Source organism: Arcicella rosea (assembly GCF_014204325.1).
Taxonomy (GTDB): domain Bacteria; phylum Bacteroidota; class Bacteroidia; order Cytophagales; family Spirosomataceae; genus Arcicella; species Arcicella rosea_A.
On record NZ_JACHKT010000011.1, the window covers coordinates 108,120 to 126,624 of the forward strand.

The 18,505-nt window shown below is 34.6% G+C and carries 18 protein-coding genes; 13 read left to right on the forward strand and 5 right to left on the reverse strand.

Annotated elements, in window-relative coordinates:
• Positions 1–16 precede the first annotated feature (16 nt).
• The 3 genes from HNP25_RS09600 to HNP25_RS09610 form a co-directional block, all read right to left on the reverse strand.
• Positions 17–751, reverse strand: coding sequence for a dioxygenase family protein (locus HNP25_RS09600; RefSeq protein WP_184133675.1), 735 nt, complete (start codon positions 749–751; stop codon positions 17–19).
• Positions 752–835: 84 nt separating this feature from the next.
• A complete protein-coding gene (locus tag HNP25_RS09605; protein WP_184133677.1) occupies positions 836–1,528 on the reverse strand; it encodes a pirin family protein in 693 nt (230 codons plus the stop codon).
• Between the two features lie 85 nt (positions 1,529–1,613).
• Positions 1,614–2,036, reverse strand: coding sequence for a (4Fe-4S)-binding protein (locus HNP25_RS09610; protein WP_184133679.1), 423 nt, complete (start codon positions 2,034–2,036; stop codon positions 1,614–1,616).
• Positions 2,037–2,135: 99 nt separating this feature from the next.
• Between HNP25_RS09610 and HNP25_RS09615 the strand changes: the two genes are divergently transcribed.
• The 11 genes from HNP25_RS09615 (at position 2,136) to HNP25_RS09665 (ending at position 13,575) form a co-directional block, all read left to right on the forward strand.
• Positions 2,136–3,407 carry a glutamate-5-semialdehyde dehydrogenase gene (locus HNP25_RS09615; protein WP_184133680.1) on the forward strand — a complete coding sequence of 424 codons (1,272 nt, stop codon included), beginning with the start codon at positions 2,136–2,138 and terminating at the stop codon, positions 3,405–3,407.
• A 65-nt stretch (positions 3,408–3,472) separates the two neighbouring features.
• Entirely contained in the window at positions 3,473–4,252 is a 780-nt protein-coding gene (locus HNP25_RS09620) for an RMD1 family protein (RefSeq protein WP_184133682.1), read from the forward strand.
• A 141-nt stretch (positions 4,253–4,393) separates the two neighbouring features.
• Positions 4,394–4,993, forward strand: coding sequence for a porin family protein (locus HNP25_RS09625; protein ID WP_184133684.1), 600 nt, complete (start codon positions 4,394–4,396; stop codon positions 4,991–4,993).
• 108 nt (positions 4,994–5,101) lie between these two features.
• Positions 5,102–5,689, forward strand: coding sequence for a porin family protein (locus tag HNP25_RS09630; RefSeq protein WP_184133686.1), 588 nt, complete (start codon positions 5,102–5,104; stop codon positions 5,687–5,689).
• A gap of 128 nt (positions 5,690–5,817) precedes the next feature.
• On the forward strand, positions 5,818–7,533 hold the full coding sequence (locus HNP25_RS09635) for a DNA polymerase III subunit gamma/tau (protein WP_184133688.1): 1,716 nt from the start codon (positions 5,818–5,820) through the stop codon (positions 7,531–7,533).
• A 126-nt stretch (positions 7,534–7,659) separates the two neighbouring features.
• Positions 7,660–8,748, forward strand: a complete 1,089-nt coding sequence (locus tag HNP25_RS09640; RefSeq protein ID WP_229202828.1) for an MBL fold metallo-hydrolase — start codon at positions 7,660–7,662, stop codon at positions 8,746–8,748.
• A gap of 142 nt (positions 8,749–8,890) precedes the next feature.
• Positions 8,891–9,277 (forward strand): BlaI/MecI/CopY family transcriptional regulator, encoded by a 387-nt coding sequence (locus HNP25_RS09645; protein WP_184133690.1) that lies wholly within the window; start codon positions 8,891–8,893, stop codon positions 9,275–9,277.
• A gap of 292 nt (positions 9,278–9,569) precedes the next feature.
• Complete coding sequence (locus tag HNP25_RS09650) at positions 9,570–10,073, forward strand: ExbD/TolR family protein (RefSeq protein WP_184133692.1); 504 nt, start codon at positions 9,570–9,572, stop codon at positions 10,071–10,073.
• 55 nt (positions 10,074–10,128) lie between these two features.
• The gene (locus tag HNP25_RS09655) at positions 10,129–12,120 is read left to right on the forward strand and encodes a M56 family metallopeptidase (RefSeq protein ID WP_184133694.1); all 1,992 of its coding nucleotides are present in this window, start codon (positions 10,129–10,131) and stop codon (positions 12,118–12,120) included.
• Positions 12,121–12,207: 87 nt separating this feature from the next.
• Positions 12,208–13,044: an energy transducer TonB gene (locus HNP25_RS09660; RefSeq protein WP_184133696.1), complete on the forward strand. Its 837-nt coding sequence runs from the start codon at positions 12,208–12,210 to the stop codon at positions 13,042–13,044.
• Between the two features lie 228 nt (positions 13,045–13,272).
• On the forward strand, positions 13,273–13,575 hold the full coding sequence (locus HNP25_RS09665) for an isoamylase early set domain-containing protein (protein ID WP_184133698.1): 303 nt from the start codon (positions 13,273–13,275) through the stop codon (positions 13,573–13,575).
• Positions 13,576–13,709: 134 nt separating this feature from the next.
• Here HNP25_RS09665 and HNP25_RS09670 read toward each other — a convergent pair whose 3' ends face one another.
• Both HNP25_RS09670 and HNP25_RS09675 read right to left on the reverse strand, forming a co-directional pair.
• On the reverse strand, positions 13,710–14,819 hold the full coding sequence (locus tag HNP25_RS09670; RefSeq protein ID WP_184133699.1) for an acyltransferase family protein: 1,110 nt from the start codon (positions 14,817–14,819) through the stop codon (positions 13,710–13,712).
• 110 nt (positions 14,820–14,929) lie between these two features.
• Complete coding sequence (locus HNP25_RS09675; protein WP_184133701.1) at positions 14,930–15,886, reverse strand: alpha/beta hydrolase; 957 nt, start codon at positions 15,884–15,886, stop codon at positions 14,930–14,932.
• 112 nt (positions 15,887–15,998) lie between these two features.
• Here HNP25_RS09675 and HNP25_RS09680 point away from each other — a divergent pair, with 112 nt between their 5' ends.
• Together HNP25_RS09680 and HNP25_RS09685 are read left to right on the forward strand one after the other, a co-directional pair.
• Positions 15,999–16,718, forward strand: a complete 720-nt coding sequence (locus HNP25_RS09680; protein ID WP_184133703.1) for a tRNA1(Val) (adenine(37)-N6)-methyltransferase — start codon at positions 15,999–16,001, stop codon at positions 16,716–16,718.
• 42 nt (positions 16,719–16,760) lie between these two features.
• The gene (locus HNP25_RS09685) at positions 16,761–17,711 is read left to right on the forward strand and encodes a glycosyltransferase family 2 protein (protein WP_184133705.1); all 951 of its coding nucleotides are present in this window, start codon (positions 16,761–16,763) and stop codon (positions 17,709–17,711) included.
• Positions 17,712–18,505: the final 794 nt, after the last annotated feature.

The following is an 18,505-nucleotide window of genomic DNA, read 5'->3' on the forward strand; positions in this document are numbered from 1 at the left end:
GATAGTTTACAGACTATTAACCTTTTACATAAATTGTATGAGTAAGTACATAACCAGCTGCTACGCTTCCAGTTACTGTTGCTAATTCAGTTGCAAAACCATCTCTAAAAATATTATCTGTCGCATTTTTCGTATCTGCCTGTCCATGACTAGCATATACGCCTTGTGCATAAACTACCGCACTGACATCTTCTGGAAAAGCAATTTGTGTAACCAATAAAGAAGTACCAGAAGCATTGTAAATATGAACGTGAATATGAGGTGCTCTACCTGAGTACCAACCCGGATAAATACTCGTGAAAGCAGCAACTCCAGTTGAATCGGTTGTCTGGCGTCCTCTTAAAAAATGAACAGAAGTATAATTTGTACTTTGCATACCTGTTCCACCGTACTCAGAATAACCTCCAGCTGCATCGCAATGCCAAATATCTACAATGGCATTGGCTAAAATATTACAACTATTATTGACATTTCTGATAACAATATTAATTGTCAAAGGTGTGCCTTTTCTATCGGTAGTAATGTCTTTTCTAATCAAAGTGGCAGGTTCTTTTGTGGGAAAAGGACCTGCAGTTTCTGTATTCGTTACCGAACAGCTTGACGGAGTAACAGAAGTATCTACTCCTCCAGTGGTTGGTGTGGTAGCATCTGCTATTACTTCATCTTCTTTACACGAAGCAAGTAACGGAGCAGATACAGCTAATGCACCAAGTGAACCAAAGCTTTTTCTTAAAAAATCTATTCTTTTCATTTCATTGAGGAATTTAGGGAGTTCTTTCAAGAATACAAGTATAGTTAACAATGTATTGCCTCAACGAATAAAAACATTGAAAAATTAAATATGAATTTCAGCTAATAATATCATTGCACCATTAGAAAGTGCTTCAAATTCTACCTTCGCATCATCCGTAAAATTCCATAAAGCCAAAGCATCTTTGGTTTCTAAAAGTCTATTTTGAACTTCAAATGCACCTTCAATGATCAATACAAATAAGCCATTTTTCGGATTTTTTAATTGATAGAATCCCTCTTCTCGCCCTTCATATTGCCCAATAAAAAAGTTATTTTCTTTTGAATTGAGTGAGATTAATTGATTTTGTTCATCAAGATTTAACTCCTTAATATCAAACTTTTCAGTTTCACTTTTTGCTTCTTTAAGCTGAATTTGTAAAAAACTGATTGTTTCATCTGCGTATGGATTTGCTATTTCATAAGTATCACCAGCTTCTCCTGAAATCATAAACGACTGACTAGCAACGATATACTCTTTTTCATTTGAATTAAAAGTAAATAAAAAACCTCCCACTAATGGCAAAAGTATCAAGGTCGTTGTTTCTTTTAATGTCAGTGTCAGACGCTCTCCTGCACCCAATATTTCTTCATTCAATACTTTTAAGTCTCCAAATGGTTTTCTGCTTTCATCAAAATATAGTTCGTCGTTGAAAGTATGAAACCTTTTGAAGGTTTTCCCAAAAGTTAATCCTCTTTTTTCGGCAAGATAGATTCTAGCTTCATTTTGCTCTAGCATAATTTTGTCTGTTTAAAGAGAATACAATCATTCTGGAAAAATATTGCTTTGTACTTTGTGCTGAAACTAAAAAAGGTAACAAAAGCTACCCTTCAAAAGCGATTTTCACATGAGAACCATCACAATATGGTTTATTTTTTGAAGCACCGCATCTACAAAATGCCGTCGTCTGACTTTTCATCGTTTCGTTGCCGTCTTTATCTTTTACTTTCAAATTTCCATAAATTAATAATGGGCCATTTGCCAATACTTCTACTACAGTATCTTCTAACACTTGGCTTTCATGGTTTTTTTCATCATTCATAAAATAACTTAAAGCACCTGAAGGACAAGCTTTTATTTGTTCAATGATAGTTTTTGTTTCTTCCTGTTCTAAAGTTATCCAAGGGCGTTTCTTGGGGTCAAAAACAGAAGGAAGCGTTTTAAAACAGATAGCAGAATGAATACATTTTGAAGGTTGCCAAACCACCGTTACTTCTCCGTTGCTATATTTCTTTTTGATTTCCATGAATTTATTGAGCTTTGTTCAGACGATATTACAAAAAATCTGAATACATTCTAAAAATGTTTGCGAACTTTACATTGAATTTTGTTAATCAGAAAAACAATGGAACTTGAAACATTAACGCTTCCGAAAACTATTATTCCACTTTTAGAGCAGACGCAGGCTGCTTCTGCGGAAATGAGACGTTTGACGGACGAAAAGAAAAAAGCCATTCTGAACCGTTTGGCTGTGGTTTTAGTAGAAAACAAAACTCAAATCATTGCTGAGAATCTGAAAGATTTAGTCCGCATGGATTTATCCGACCCCAAGTATGACCGTTTGGTTTTAAACGAAAGTCGCATCGACGCATTGGCTGAAAGTATTCAAGAAATAGCGGTACTCCCCGACCCCACTGGAGCAACTTTATTAGAAAAAACTTTAGATAACGGTTTAAAAATCAAAAAAATAGCCGTTCCGATGGGCGTAATAGGTGTCATTTACGAAGCCCGCCCGAATGTAACGGTTGATGTAACGGCTTTGTGCATTCGCTCTGGAAACGCTGTGGTTTTGCGTGGCGGTTCGGATGCTTTTGACACAAATTCGTACTTGGTCAATTTGATTCACCAAGTATTACAAGAGTTTGGCATCAATACAGCTTGCATTACTTTGTTGCCAACAGACCGTGAATTGGTGAAAGAATTATTAACAGCAACTCGTTTTGTTGATTTAATTATTCCTCGTGGTTCGGCTTCTTTGATACAGTTTGTACGTACTCATTCTTTAGTACCAACGATTGAAACAGGTGCAGGCGTTTGTCATACTTACGTGGAAACTTCGGCAGATTTGCAAAAAGCAAAAGCGATTGTTGCTAATGCCAAAATTTCAAGACCGTCGGTTTGTAATTCTTTAGAAACTATTATCGTTGATGAAGCGGTTGCAGATACATTTTTACCATTAATTATCGAAGATTTTGCCAAAGCTCAAGTAGAGATTTTTGCAGATGAAATATCTTTTGAAGTATTATCTAAACATCAATATCCTTACTTACAAAAAGCTCAGGAAAGTGATTTTGGTAAAGAATTTACAGATTTTAAATGTTCAATAAAAACCGTGAAAAATACGGATGAAGCTCTGGAACATATCCGTAAACATTCTACTCGCCACTCGGAAGCCATTATTACGACTAATGATGAATTAGCTGAAAAATTCATAACCGAAGTAGATGCGGCGGCTGTTTATACCAATGCTTCAACCAGATTTACGGATGGAGGACAGTTTGGTTTGGGAGCTGAAATCGGAATTTCTACGCAAAAACTTCACGCTCGTGGACCTTTTGCTTTAGAAAAATTAGTGACAGAAAAGTGGCTAATTACTGGAGACGGACAGATTAGATAGTATTCCAATAGCGGTATTTCAAAGAAAATAAATAAAGGGACGCAGCGATTCGTCCCGCTATGATTATGAAAATTGAAGCCTACCAAGTATCAGAAGTCATCAACCTTAAAAAGTTCAGAAACGAGTACACCAACGAACCGTTACTTTTTAATAATTCTGAACTTTTTTACAAGCAAGAAGAAAACAAATACTGCTATTTGTTGAGCTATGGCGTAGTAGTTTTTGGAGGATTTAATGATTTAGAAAAAAGTGCTTTTCTGAAATTCGTAAAAACCTTTGCGGAAGATCTTGTTTCTGCCAAATTTGAAGAAAATTTCGACCTTCAAACAGATGCCCAAACCGCACTTATTCTTCGCTATAACTCGATTACCATTCCCGAAATCACTGAAGATTCTATCAGAATTGTGATGTTGAATATCGGTCAATCCGTTTCTTTAGACTATTATGAATTCTTGACTTTAGAGATTTTTCAAGATTCACAAAAATTCACAGACGAACTCGAACAAACAGGTACGTTTAGCCATTCTAAGAAAGATTTACTAAAATTTATCGGAAGAACCCTCAACATCAAAAATTCAATTATTGATAATCTTTACATTTTTGATGCACCAGATGTTGTCTGGGAAAATGAACATTTAGAACGCATCGACAAAGGTTTGAAACGAAACCTTGATTTAAAAATGCGTTATCAAGATATTGATTACAAATTAAAAATCGTTCAAGAAAATCTCAAACTTTTTACAGATTTACTTCAAAACAGAGAAAGTACTCGTCTGGAATGGATAGTAATTATTCTGATTTTGATAGAAGTTTTTGACATTTTGGTGAAGAAGTTTTTTGAGTGAATTACCGTTTAATAAAAAATAATCTCCATAACAATCTACTAATCAATAACTTAAAAAAAGTATTAAAATATTAAAATTTGATAGTATTTCTTAATATATTACTTTTACACTCAATAAATAAACACTTTAATTATACACAAAATGAACAAAAAAATTCTACTAATTCTTAGCTTAGTTGCGTTTTCCTTAGCCTCTAAAGCTCAAACTCGCCTTGGTTTCAAAGGTGGTGTAAATTTTGCTAATGTTACTTTTTCTGCAAGCGGATTTTCAATTTCGCCAAGCTCTATCACTTCTTTCCACGTCGGTGGTGTACTAGAATCAAGATTATCTGATAGAATTGTTGTACAGCCTAACTTATTATTTTCACAAAAAGGTTATTCGGCAGAAATTAGTGGATTCAGTTCTACAAAGGCTACTCTTAATTATTTAGAATTACCGGTAAACTTTTTGTACGAAGCTAGCGATTATTTCACAATAGGTGCTGGACCATATTTAGGTTATGCACTTAGTGGAAAATCAGTTAGCAATGGCGTTTCTACTGACGCTGAATTTGGAGATGGTGGTCAGTTGAAACGAGCAGATTTCGGTTTAAATTTTGTTGCTGGCTATGAAGTCCTTGACGGACTGATAATTAGTGCAAATTATTCTTTTGGTTTAGCCAACATTAGTAATGAAGCTAATTCAACTGTAAAAAACAAAGTAATTGGTATTTCTATCACGAAGCTTTTCGGTGAAAGATAGATAATCTATTATAATTACGACTTAAATCAAAAGCTCAGCAAATAAACTGCTGGGCTTTTTGATTTAAAAAATTATTCAGACATAATTTCTATTTAATCAACCATAAGCATGACTAATAAAATCTTACTAGCTTTAGTTTTATTATTTTCTATATTTACTTCAAAAGCCCAAACACGTTTTGGTTTGAAAGGTGGAGTGAATCTAGCCAATGTTTCCATCACTTCAGGTGGAGTAACAGTTACCCCAGATGCACTTACTTCCTTTCATGCTGGCGTATTATTAGAAACCAGATTAACTGAAAGAACGCTACTTCAACCCAATTTGCTTTTCTCTCAAAAAGGCTATGAGAGCCAATCACCAAGTAGTAAGTCCACAGTCAACTACATTGAAATACCCATCAATTTACTTTATGAAGTAACTAATGATTTTACAATTGGCGGTGGAATTTATGCTGCTCATGCTATCAATGGCAAAGTAGTCATTCAAGGAAAAAGTAATGACTATGATTTCAGTGCTGGAAAAGCGAATCGTTTTGATATGGGTGTAAATCTAATCGCTGGCTATGAAGTAGTAGAAGGACTGAGAATAAGTATCAATTATACGCTTGGCACAGCGAATATATTAGATAATACTTACCTGAAAGAAACTAACAAAGTTTGGGGTTTTTCATTGACCAAATTTGTTGGTGAAAGATAAATTTTGCTTTGCCACAGCAATAAGTTTAGCAAAACCTGCTAAACTTATTCTTTTTTAGCCTACTATAATAAAAGCGACATCGCCCTATCTTGATTTGCCAAATCGTACACTTGTACCTACATTTGTGTATGGAAAACTTTGTCGTTTCAGCCCGAAAATATCGCCCGCAATTATTTGATTCCGTCGTTGGTCAGTCGCATATCACTACAACGCTCAAAAATGCTATCCGTACCAATCACTTAGCACAGGCATTTTTATTTTGTGGCCCTCGTGGTGTAGGAAAAACTACTTGTGCCAGAATTTTGGCAAAAACTATTAACTGTCAGAACCTTAGCGAAGAAGCCGAAGCTTGTGGAGAATGTGAATCTTGCCGTTCTTTTCAGAATAATGCTTCGTTTAATATTCACGAATTGGATGCTGCTTCAAACAATTCGGTTGATGACATTCGTAGTTTGATTGACCAAGTGCGTTATCCTCCGCAATCAGGAAAATATAAAATTTATATTATTGATGAGGTTCACATGCTTTCAACAAGTGCTTTCAATGCCTTTCTGAAAACTTTGGAAGAACCGCCTTCGTATGCGATTTTCATTTTAGCCACTACCGAAAAGCATAAAATACTTCCAACGATTCTTTCTCGCTGTCAGATTTTTGATTTCAATAGAATTCAAATTAATGACATGACGCAGCATTTATCAAAAATTGCTTTGCAAGAAGGCATTGAAGCGGATAACGATGCACTGGAATTAATTGCCCAAAAAGCCGATGGAGGATTGAGAGATGCTCTTTCAATGTTTGATTTGAATGTTACTTTTTCAAAAGATAACATCCTGAGGTATTCGGAAGTATTAGATAATTTGCACATTCTGGATTATGATTATTATTTCAGAATGACCGACGCTTTGGTTAATGCAAACATTTCGGAATCGCTTCTATTATTCGATGAAATCTTGAAAAAAGGTTTCGATGGACATCAATTTATTGTTGGCTTATTAGAACATTTCCGAAATCTTCTGGTTTGTAAAGACCCCGTCACAGTCAGGTTATTACAAGTTTCTGAATCTGTTCAAGCAAAATATTTAACGCAATCTACCAATGCACCCTATTCATTTTTAGCGTCAGCTTTAAGTATTGGCTCGGCTTGCGATTTGAATTATAAAGCTGCCAAAAACCAGAAATTACATGTTGAAATTTGCTTGTTGAAACTAGCTAATATTTCTAAAGTATTGAATTTAGCCAACTTACCAGCAACGGAGGGCGATGGCTTGGGAAAGGATTTAGGGACTAAGGAAAACGACACGAAGGTACACGAAACTACAAATGTAAGTTCGGATACTACTTCGGTGAATATTCCCCAAATCCCAATCAGCAATCCACAAATTGGTAAATTAAGAAGTACTGCAACGCTTGGGAAACCAGTTACTCAAGCTCAAGAACCACAGAATATCGTTACTCCAAAAGCTACAGTTCAACAGAATAAAGCATTTACGCTGGAAGAACTCCAAGTGGTTTGGAACGAACAAATAAAACATTTAGAAGAAAAACAGCGTTTTAGTGAATATGTAATTTTGAATAGACCTTTTACTTTGAAAGGAACGACGATTCATTTAGAAGTTGATAATGATATCCAAGTAGATTTATTGACTACTACTTTAAGAACAGAAATACTTACTCATCTCAGACAAGTTTTACAAAATTCAACAATTCATCTTGAAGTTGTTGTAGCAGAAGTAGAAAACAAAACGCTGATTTATACTCAGGCTGATAAATTTAGATTTTTAGCAGATAAAAATCCTGCTCTCAATGAATTGAGAAATGTTTTGGGTTTGGATTATGATTATTGATGGCAAGAAGCTGTGAGCTTTTATGCCGTTGTGTGTTTCTTCACATGTAACTAAGTTACCCATAGAATCGCTCGTGAAGACACGAGCTACGGCAAAGCAACTGACTTAGAAACAATCCTTTATCTGATGAAACGAAGGAAATTCATTCATAAAATACTTACCCTCGCTACGGTCTCAAAAACCAGCGGGGGTATTCTTTTTACCCAAGCTGAAAAAACGCAAATGATTAAAACTCGCACGAATAATCCCAATCTAAAAACCATTCTGGATACTTGGGAAGGTACACCTGTTGACCAAGACGGTCGTTTTATGAATCATGAGTTTCCCTTTATTCATAAATTGGGAACGGCTTTTAAATGGATGACGACTAAAAACCCTCAGAAACAATTCAAAAAAGAAGATACTTGGCAACTGGAAGTAATCAAAAATGATACTTTTTTGACTGAACCTCAAGATATGATTGTTTGGCTAGGTCATGCTTCGTTTTTTATTCGTTTGAATGGAAAACAAATTTTAATTGACCCTGTTTTAGGAAAAATTCCTGCTACCAAACGCCATTCTGAATTACCGATTTCACCTGAAAAACTCCAAAATCTTGATTATATTTTGGTTTCTCATGCTCATTACGACCATTGTGATAAAGACAGTTTGAAATTATTACAAAGCCAGAATCCAAAAGCAACTTTTCTGACAGGTTTAAAAATGACCGATTTACTCCGAAAATGGATTCCTAATAACGAAATTCAAGAAGCTGGCTGGTATCAACAGTACCAAACAAAAGACGATTTAGAAATTTACTTCTTACCATCAAGACATTGGTCAAATCGTTCTTTGGGCGATGTCAACGAAAGGCTTTGGGGAGCATTTGTATTAAAGAGTAAAGATAAAACCATTTACTTCGGCGGAGATTCGGGCTATGGCAGTCATTTCAAAGAAGTAGCCGCTTTGTTTCCTAATATTGATGTAGCAATGATTGGTGCTGGAGCTTATTCGCCACGCTGGTTTATGTCGCCAAACCATCAAGACCCCGAACACGCTGTGCAGGCTTTCAATGAAACCAACGCTAAAGTAATGGTTCCTTTTCATTATGGTACTTTCGACCAAGCCGATGAACCACTTTCTGAACCTGAACAAATTTTAAAACAATTGGAAAAAGACGGGAAAATCAATCAAACCCTAAAAATCTTGAAAGTAGGCGAACAACTTTTAGTCTAAAGCGGTGGAAACATCGCTTTTTTTATGCTTTTTCAAAAAATAATTCCAAAAACTAAAGAAATAGTTTGTAAACTAAAATATTAGTTTTATATTTAACCAAGAATTCACAAGGGTATCAAACTTAAATAAAATTTAAAGAAAAATGCAATCAGTAGAAAGAGAACTAACCAAAGCTGAGGAACAAATTATGCAAGTACTTTGGCAAATAGAAAAGGGCTTTGTCAAAGATGTTTTGGATGAATTACCCGAACCAAAACCTGCATATAATACAGTTTCGACCATTATTAGAATTTTACAAGAAAAAGGATTTGTTAGCCACAATTCCTATGGAAAATCGCATGAATACTTCCCTATTATTAGTAAAGAAAGCTATAGTTCTTTCGCTACTGAAAAATTGGTAGAAGGTTACTTTGAAAATTCATTCTCAAGTCTTTTTTCATTCTTCTCTAAAAAAGGGAAAATTGACGTAAAAGATGCAGACGAGATTTTGAATATGATTAATAAAATGAAAGAAGAAGAAGAGAAATAGAAAAGCTGCAACGCTGACTTTGGTAAATATTACATAGTAAACATCCTATTCAAAACTTAACATTTAACAATGTTCTATTACTGTTGATGAAGTAATTTTCTACACCTTCAAACCTATTCTCTAAATTCTCAAATAAAATAAAAAGCTTAAGTTTTAAATTCTATCAATCATTAAATAATTCATGTAATACAAACAAAGTCATCCCACCAACTTAAAACACTGTGAATCAATACTTTAAACTGTATTAGTTCACAACTCATCACTCACAATTCACAACTCATACTTAAATACTATGGCTGAAATATCTGCATCCGACAAAAGCAATGGTTCAAAAAAGAGAAGTCATAAATTATCAACCAAGATAGATATGACTCCAATGGTAGATTTAGGTTTTCTACTCATCACTTTTTTCATGCTTACCACTACCCTAGCCAAACCAGTGATTATGCAATTGAATATGCCTGACAATGATGACCTTGGACATACATCACCAGTGCGTTGTTCAGAATCTTTGAATGTTGTATTGGATGACCAAAATAAGGTTTTCTATTACCAAGGATTGGAATGTAATCCGAAAGTGAGCAGTACAGATTTCTCTGATAAAGGCATCAGAAAAGTATTGTTTGACTACAAACGTAGAATTGGCGACAACTTTACGGTGGTCATTAAATCAACCAACAAGGCAAAATATCGAAACATGATTGATTTGTTAGATGAAATGAAAATCACTAATAACAAACGTTATGCTATCGTTAATATCACACCAGACGACGAAAAACTACTGAGTATTAAATAATTACAAGTACCCTTATTCTTTTATTAAGCTATCCGAAAACCAAATTTACGACACTATGAATTGGCTAAGCTACCTCCTCCAAGTTAATTTGTATTTAATACTTTTTTATGGTTTCTATCGACTGTTATTGCGAACAGAAACTTTTTTCAACCTCAATCGAGGCTACTTGGTGGCATCGGCTGCTTTGGCTTTTTTTGTACCATTGATGCAATCAGAATGGGTAAGAAGTTGGTTTGTTACTGAACAAGTATCCCAAACGTTTAATACTTTTTATTCGCCTGAAACTTTTTATGTGACAGTAAAAAGTGCCACAAAAGGAGGCTTAACTGTAGGCGATATGTTTGCGTTTGCGTATATCGTCGGTATCATTCTGGGAGTTTGTCGTTTCGGAGGAAATTTAGCCTACTTGGGTAAAATGATGAAGAAAAAAGTTTCGGGAGAAAATAACCAAAGAGCTTTTTCATTTTTCAATATGGTTTTTGTTAGTAAAGAGCTAAAAAATCGCTCTACGATTATGAAACATGAATTTGTGCATATTCGTCAATTACATTCTGCCGACATCATGCTTTTTGAATTAATCGCTATTTTCAATTGGTTTAATCCGATAGTATATCTCTACAAAAGTTCTATCAAACAAATTCATGAATTTATAGCTGATGAAGTAGCAAGCCGACACGAAGCATCAAAAGCAGACTATGCCATGTTACTTTTTCAAGAACAATTTGGGGTACAGGCTATTCCATTAACGAATAATTTTTTCAATAAATCACTCTTAAAATTAAGAATAGATATGTTACAAAAACAACGTTCAACCCGAACAGCATTATTAAAATATGGACTAACTGCTCCTTTGTTCATGACAATGATTGTGGTTTCCTCGGCTACGTTAGCGAGTAAATCAATTGCTAAGATAGAAGACAGTATCTTTGATGTAAGTAAAACAGATATTTCTTCTGTAAGAATTTCTTCAACAAAATCTGCTCGCCAAGTTTTATCAGAAAATGGCATTGATCTCTCTGACGCACTCATTATTAGTCCAGCTTTGGCAAAAGAATTATCAGAAGGTTCAACAAATGAACAAATGTTAAAGAAATCTCTTCAACGTGTTTTACTTTACCCTTCAATTGCATCAAGAAATTTAATTGTTGGTAAAGTACAGGTAGGTTTTACAGTTGCTCCATCTGGAAATATAGAAAATATTAAAGTTTTAGATGCCAAAGAAGAGCGTTCTATTTTAGCAGAAGAAGTAATCCGTTCATTAAATTCCATCAAAAAGTTAAAAGAAAGTGGTCAATCAGAAAATTTAATGTTGGCTGTAAATTTCGGTTTAGAAGTAAAAAAGCAGAACGGAACACAAGAACTATTACTTAATGAACCAAGCAAAGAGTTCAAGGGATGGAAAAAGTTAGATGAAATAATTGTAATGGGCTACGCTAATTCAGAAGCTAAAACGATACAAAAAGACACTAGTGGTGTATTTAATGCAGTTGACCAACAAGCTGAATTCCCGGGAGGAATGGAGGCTTTTGTAAAGTATCTTCAAAATAATCTAAGATATCCTTTAGAAGCTCAAAATGCAAAAGCTTCAGGTAAAGTTTATGTTCAATTTGTTGTTACTAGAGACGGAAGTACAGCTAATTTTAGTGTTCTTAAAGGTGCTGGCTATGGCATGGACGAAGAGGCTATTAGGGTTTTAAAAAGTGTTCCTAAATGGGAAGCAGGTGAGCATAAGGGACAAAAAGTAAATAGTAGATTTACTGTTCCCATTAACTTTGTTTATAGTGATAAACAAACTGATGATAGTGAAGTGATAGAAAGAAGTACAGGTAAGGCTAGTATTATAATAAATAAGAAACCAGAAGAATGGAAGAATAAACCCCAACCCCTATACATTTTAGACGGAGTAGAAACCTCATCTTTCAAATTAGAGAAAATCGACCCAAATACTATTGAAAAAGTTGATGTTCTAAAAGATGAAAAAGCGTTAATTAAATACGGAGAAAAAGCAAAAAACGGCGTTATTATTATCACTTCCAAGAAAAAGTAATTCTCTTAAAAAGCCTCAACTAAGATTGAGGTTTTTTAAAAATCAAATCAACTAAAAAATTAGTTCAATATTCAAACACAAACAATCATGGAAAATCAAACAGTAGTACACGAAGACGATACTTTGGAAGACATTGTTTTTCAAAACCGCAACAAAGCTTATGGTGCTTATATTTTAAGAACCGATTATCAACGAGTAATCAAAATTGCCTTATTGGGAGGCATCGGTTTATTTTGTTTAGCAATTGGTACACCTATGATTTTAGCCAATATTAAGAATGAAGATAAAACTGAAGTAATAGCAGATGTTATTTTTTGCCAGCTTTCAGAACCACCCAAAGATATACCTATAGAGCCAAAAGTGACACCTCCACCACCGCAAGAGGAAGTTAAAGTACATAAAACAATTGCCTTTAACCAACCTGAAATTGTAGAAGACGATAAAGCAACTGAATTACCGCCCGACCAAGATGTACTTAATAATACCAATGCCCAGATTAGTTCAGTAACGCAAGAAGGAGAAATTGGAGAGATTCCAGTGGATGACCCTGATAAGTTTAAAACAAGTGAAGGCACTGCACCCGTTGAAGTAAAAGTTGAAGAGGATATGGTTTTTATGGCGGTAGAGGTAGTACCTGAGTTTGTCGGAGGCAATTCGGCTTTGGCTAAATTTCTTCAAAAAAACTTACGTTACCCACGAAATGCGTCAGAAGTTGGAATTGGTGGAAAAGTGTACGTACAATTTATAGTGGGCAAAGATGGAAATATTTCAAGTATTGATATTTTGAAAGGTTTGGGCTTTGGTTGCGACGAAGAAGCACAAAGAGTAATTAAGTTAATGCCACGTTGGAATCCGGGCAAACAATCTGGCAGAAATGTCTCCGTAAAATTTACTTTACCTATCGTTTTTCAACTCGACCAATAATCTGAGTGCAAATACTTAAATAGCATAAGAAAATAAAAATTGTTTTAGTAAAAAGTTTTGTTAAAATATAATTATTTCAATTTTATTTTAATTTAATCATTTGGTTGTTAGGATATTATAAAATATTTTTTTGAATATTTGTGTTAACTTTGATTATGAGAATAATCAAAACATTCACTAGAATTATTTATAAAATAAAAATATTAATCTTAAAACCCAATTACGATTATGGCTTTAACGAAACAGTATTCAAAAAGTAAACCAGTATGTAAAGTAACTTTTGCACTTCCTGCTGAAACAGTAAATGGTGCAAAAAAAGTAAGTTTATTAGGTGATTTTAACGAATGGAATCCAACAGCATTGAAAAAACAAAAAGATGGTACTTTCAAAGCTTCTGTTGAATTAGAAGTTGGCAAAGAATTTGCTTTCCGTTATTTAGTTGATAACGATATTTGGTTGAATGATGAAGAAGCAGATAAATTTGTTCCAACGGGTGTTTCTTACGATGAAAACTCTGTTGTAGTACTTTAATTTAAAAGGCGATTGAAGAGAGCTCAACTTTCTTCAATCGCCTTTTCTGATATTATAAACACTTTTGTACTGAAATTAGGGAAGTTGATTAATGTAATCCAAAGCCTAAATTCATTTCCTATCCACCGCTTCTATTATACTTTTACTATCATTTTCTTCTCGTACATTATCCACAAAATTCCTAACCAAATCAGTACAAAAGTGATTGCTCCTGCCAAAGAAGCATTCTTTGGCTCGCTAAAGAATGGCACAATAAAAGATTGATATAGCCAAGTAATAGAACTTACTTTTTCGCCATCGGGCATTTCTACTTTTATCATGTTCATAATTCTTGGAATTAAGCCTGATAAAAAGAAAACTGTAATGGCATTTACGCCATAAACGACAAAGGGTTTTGTCCAAGATTTATAGCCTTTTACATCTATCAACCAATAAAATCCTGCCAAGAAAAACATCGCCAAGCCAATCGTCCAAAGGGAATATGAGCTCGTCCACAAAGATTTGTTGATGGGAAAACCTGCGGCATCCCAAGCCCAAGCCAATGCCAAAGCGATACTTCCATAAAAATAAATGTAAAGTATTCGTTCAGAAACACTTTTATCGTTGCGTTGTAGCCAAGTACCCACCAAAACTCCCGCTAAACCGTTGGCGATGGCTGGCAAAGTACTGAGAATACCTTCGGGGTCCCAAACTTTTACGGCTTTGTACAAATGCGGTACGCCCAACAATAATCTGTCTAAGTACGCTCCTAAATTATGTTCGGGTTCAAGATTCGCTGCACCAGCGTCTGGAACTGGCATGAAAGTCATTAACAACCAATAACCAATTAATAATGAAGCAAAAATGATTTGTTGCGTACGCTGTTTTGTCATGAGGAAAACGATAGAACTTACTAAAAAAACGAGAGCAATTCTTTGTAAAACGCCCGGAATTCTGACGATAGAAAAATCAAATTTTGGAAAAAGCGAAAGAAAAATACCCAGAGCAAAGAGTTTAATACTTCTTTCGATAATCTTTAAAATGGTTTTGCGGTCTGCTACTTTTCCTTGAAAAGCGAAGGAAATTGAAACGCCTACGATAAAAAGGAAAAATGGAAAGACTAAATCTGTTGGTGTACAACCATTCCATTCAGCGTGTTCGAGTGGGGCATAAATATGCCCCCAATCGCCCGGATTATTGACCAAAATCATCATGGCGACCGTCAAGCCACGAAAAACATCTAAGGAAAGTAAGCGTTGTTTCATTTTTTTAGCTGTGAGATTTGAGCTACGAGCTGTGAGCTTTGAGTTTTTCTTTAAAACAAGTCTGAAATCCGACATCTGAAAGCTGATAGCTCAAAGCTCACAACTCAAATCTACAATCTATCCACAAATTTCACAACCGCCTCTATCATGCCTTTTGAAAGAGGTAAATCTGGATTGGTATAAGTTTCGATATTTTCGGCTCGGTCGGCTGGGGCATCTTTCAAGACATGGTTCATCCCGTTAATCAATAACAATTTAGCTTTGGGCTGTGCCGCCGCCAACAATTTACCTTCGTTTTCACTTACTTGAATATCCGTTGTGCCTTGAATAATGAGTGTTTTTGCTTTTACTTTTTTGATTTCCTCAGCAGGTACATATTTCAACCAAGAAATCATGTAAGGCTGAATACTTGGACGAAAAAGCATGATAATCGCCATGTTTTGCATTAATTTCGGTAATGTTTCTCCTTTTTTGAGTTTATCCAAATTCCGTTTTACTTCATTCTTCACTGAATCTGGCAAAGGCTGTTGAGCCATTTGTTCATTCAAAATTTCATCAATACCACGAGCTGGTCCAGCCAAAGAAATGTAGCCATCCACAGGTGATTTTTGAACGGCAACCATACTTAATAATGAGCCTTCAGAATGACCTAAAACGGTAATTTTTGAAAAACGATTACTCTTTTTCAAGGTATCAATCCACTGCTGAACATCTTGAATGTAAGTTTCAAAAGTCAAATCGCTTTCTTTCATCATCGAAGACGCACTTTTGCCAACGCCTCTTTTGTCGTAACGCAAAGAAGCGATGCCATTCTTTGCCAAACCTTCTGCCAAAAGTTGATAAGATTTTGCCGTTACATTCAGTGAACTATTACCATTGCGGTCTGTCGGCCCAGAACCTGCTACGATTAATACAACAGGTACTTTTTTAGTGCTGTTAGGCATTAACAAAGTGCCATCCAAAACGCCTTTACTTTGTTTGAGTACTACATTTTCTTCATGAGTTTGGGCAAAAATTGGATTCAACAAAGAGCAAAAAGAAAGGAAAATAAAAAGAGTAGTTTTCATTGTGTTTATTTTTGGGGGCTAAAGCATTCTTGGTGAGCCATCACGGCATTTCAAAAATAAATTGTCGTAATTTTGAATGCTGTTCAAAGATGCAAATTATCCACAAAATCTAATGTCAAAAAGTATAAACGGTTTTCAATTCAAGCAATTTATGATTCATCAAGACCAAACGGCGATGAAAGTAAGTACCGACGCTTGTATTTTGGGAGCTTATACTTCACTTGAAAATACTACAAAAGTATTGGACATCGGCACTGGTACTGGACTGATAGCACTTATGCTGGCACAACGTTCTGAGGCAAAAATCTCTGCCGTTGAATTAGACGAGAAGGCTTATCAACAAGCGGTTGAAAATGTTCAGAACAGTATTTTCAAAGAGCAAATCACGGTTTTTCATCAAAGTATTCAGGATTTTGCCGAAAACAATAAAGATTTGTCTTTCGAGTTAATCGTCAGTAATCCGCCTTTTTTTCAGAATCATTTAAAATCAGTTCAAGAAAATAGAAATAAGGCATTACACACAGATACACTTTCGTTTGAAGATTTGTTGGCTTCGGTGATGGCACTATTATCGACCGAGGGGCGTTTTGTGGTTTTACTTCCAGCTTATGAAAGTACAGTATTGGAAAATTTAGCCTTGCAAAAAGGACTTTATCCCAACAAAAAATTACTGATAAGACACCGAGATGGCTCGAAAATATTAAGAATTATTACGACCTTTGGGTTTGCTGAACAAGAAACGATTCAAGAGGACTTACTCATTCGTAAACTTGACGAAAGCTATACAACACAATTTGCAACACTCTTAAAAGAGTATTATTTAATTTTTTAAGCTGTAAAACGGGATTCTATCCCGTAAATATATCATCACATCATGTTAGATATTTCTGTTATCATTCCCCTTTACAACGAAGAAGAATCATTGCCCGAACTTTGTTCTTGGATAGAAAAAGTAATGAAAACGCATCATTACAGCTACGAAGTAATCTTTGTAAACGACGGTAGCCGAGATAATTCTTGGCAAGTGGTGAAGGATTTATCCAGCAAAAATACTTTTGTAAAAGGGATTTCTTTCAGCAGAAATTACGGAAAATCAGCGGCTTTGCACGTAGGTTTTAAAGAAGCCAGAGGAAAAGTAGTCATTACGATGGACGCTGATTTGCAGGACAGTCCAGAAGAAATTCCTGAATTATACCGCATGATTACGGAAGATAATTACGATTTGGTTTCGGGCTGGAAACAAAAACGCTTCGACCCAATCACAAAAACCATTCCTACCAAATTATACAATGCAGCTACTCGCTCAATGTCGGGCGTATATTTGAATGATTTCAATTGCGGACTCAAAGCTTATAAAAATGAAGTAATTAAATCTATTACGCTTTATGGCGAAATGCACCGCTATATTCCTGTACAGGCAAAATGGAATGGCTACGATAAAATTGGCGAGAAAGTAGTACAGCACCAAGCCAGAAAATACGGGACAACCAAGTTTGGCATTGAACGCTTTTTGTACGGTTTTTTAGATTTACTTTCTATTACTTTCGTACAGAAATTTGGTAAAAGACCAATGCACCTTTTTGGTGGTTTTGGGATTTTGTTTTTCTTGATTGGAAGCTTTATTACGATTTACTTAATTGGCGATAAAATTTACGCCATTGCCAACCATATAAAATTTAGAAACGTAACCGACAATCCGCTTTTCTTTATGGCTTTGGTAGCCATTATTATCGGCGTACAATTATTTGTAGCAGGTTTTATTGGTGAATTAATGACCAGAAATTCTGAGAAGACTACGGATTATCAGATTAGGGAGAAGGTATAGGGATGTTATTTTCATTAGGAACGGGTTTAAACCCGTTCCTAATGAATTTTAAACAAACCATTTGAGACTAACACTAACACTATAAAAATATTCCTGACAGAATTTTCGGGAGTATTCTGAATTATATCAAATAGTAAATCTCTTTCTGTTAGCACTGTTCCAAAATTCAATACTCATTTCTCCTTTACTCTCTAAGCAAAAATTTCATCTTCTTTAACCTTAGTCTTACTTACTTTTTCTTATAACTCATTATAAGAAAAATCTGTAGTATAGAGATTTAGAACTTAAAGGTTTCCATACACTATACTTATGTTTTACAATAATGTCACACCGTAAAATTACTTATGGTTAATATTCAACTATATCTTGTTAAAATATACATAGAATGCACTTGATTTAATCTCTACTTTTATGACCTAATTTATGTTAATTGGATTAACACTACCTATTTGAATAATTTTGTTGATGAAATTTCCTGATAATTGATTAAAATCTATTAGGTAATGGCTTAAGTAAAATTTAAAGCAACCACCTAATAGATGTGTACTAGAAGCTTTGGTTTTGAGCAACTTCCTCCTAAATCAATGTGATAACATTTTGTTAATTCAAACAAGTAAATCTAATATTTTAATCTACGATTTACCTATTTGAATTAAGTAATATTTCATTCCATTTTAATACAACTTTTATTCAAATTATTACCCAACACGCAAGTCTATAAAAACAATATTATTGAAATCTTAACTAATAAAAAACATTAAGAAAACTAGGAATATTAACCTTTCTTTTAGTTT